The sequence below is a fragment of the Tenacibaculum halocynthiae genome, assembly GCF_964512825.1.
In the GTDB taxonomy this organism is placed as follows: domain Bacteria; phylum Bacteroidota; class Bacteroidia; order Flavobacteriales; family Flavobacteriaceae; genus Polaribacter; species Polaribacter halocynthiae.
Genome location: NZ_CAZELG010000032.1, coordinates 1 through 1,570 on the forward strand (window position 1 = coordinate 1; position 1,570 = coordinate 1,570).

Genomic DNA, 1,570 nt, shown 5'->3' on the forward strand with positions numbered 1-1,570 from the left:
TGTTACACTTACTACTGGCGTACTCGGTACTGTTAATTGACTATCGGTATCATTAGTAAAGCTTGAAGAGGCCGTACTTGGACAACTTCCTGCGCTTGTACTAGTAGCTGTAATCGTATAAGAAGTTCCATCGGTTCCTCCGCTTACTACTCCTCCTGCTCCAACGGTTAATCCTGCTGGACTAGAAGTATACGTTACCCCGCTTGCTACATAATTTGTTACCGTTACTACCGCTGCACTTGAACAGCTAGCTGCTGTTACACTTACTACTGGCGTACTCGGTACTGTTAATTGACTATCGGTATCATTAGTAAAGCTTGAAGAGGCCGTACTTGGACAACTTCCTGCGCTGGTACTAGTAGCAGTAATCGTATATGAAGTTCCATCTACTCCTCCGCTTACTACTCCACCTGCTCCAACGGTTAATCCTGCTGGACTAGAAGTATACGTAACCCCGCTTGCTACATAATTTGTTACCGTTACTACCGCTGCACTTGAACAGCTTGCTGCTGTTACACTTACTGCCGGTGTACTTGGTACTGTTAATTGACTATCGGTATCATTTGTAAAGCTTGAAGAGGCCGTACTTGGACAACTTCCTGCGCTAGTACTAGTAGCAGTAATCGTATAAGAAGTTCCATCTACTCCTCCGCTTACAACTCCTCCTGCTCCTACGGTTAAGCCTGCTGGACTAGAAGTATACGTAACACCACTTGCTACATAATTTGTTACCGTGACTACCGCTGCACTTGAACAGCTTGCTGCTGTTACACTTACTGCTGGCGTACTCGGTACTGTTAATTGACTATCGGTATCATTAGTAAAGCTTGAAGAGGCCGTACTTGGACAACTTCCTGCGCTGGTACTAGTAGCAGTAATCGTATATGAAGTTCCATCTACTCCTCCGCTTACTACTCCACCTGCTCCAACGGTTAATCCTGCTGGACTAGAAGTATACGTAACCCCGCTTGCTACATAATTTGTTACCGTTACTACCGCTGCACTTGAACAGCTTGCTGCTGTTACACTTACTACTGGCGTACTCGGTACTGTTAATTGACTATCGGTATCATTAGTAAAGCTTGAAGAGGCCGTACTTAGACAACTTCCTGCGCTGGTACTAGTAGCAGTAATCGTATATGAAGTTCCATCTACTCCTCCGCTTACAACTCCTCCTGCTCCTACGGTTAAGCCTGCTGGACTAGAGGTATACGTAACACCACTTGCTACATAATTTGTTACCGTTACTACCGCTGCACTTGAACAGCTTGCTGCTGTTACACTTACTACTGGCGTACTCGGTACTGTTAATTGACTATCGGTATCATTAGTAAAGCTTGAAGAGGCCGTACTTGGACAACTTCCTGCGCTGGTACTAGTAGCAGTAATCGTATAAGAAGTTCCATCTACTCCTCCGCTTACAACTCCACCTGCTCCTACGGTTAAGCCTGCTGGACTAGAGGTATACGTAACACCGCTTGCTACATAATTTGTTACCGTTACTACCGCTGCACTTGAACAGCTTGCTGCTGTTACACTTACTGCCGGTGTACTCGGTACTGTTAATTGA

At 45.4% G+C, this 1,570-nt stretch carries 1 pseudogene; it reads right to left on the bottom strand.

Features of this window, described 5'->3' with window-relative positions:
- Nucleotides 1–1,570, bottom strand: a pseudogene (locus ACKTTQ_RS12475) (T9SS type B sorting domain-containing protein); the annotation flags it as partial.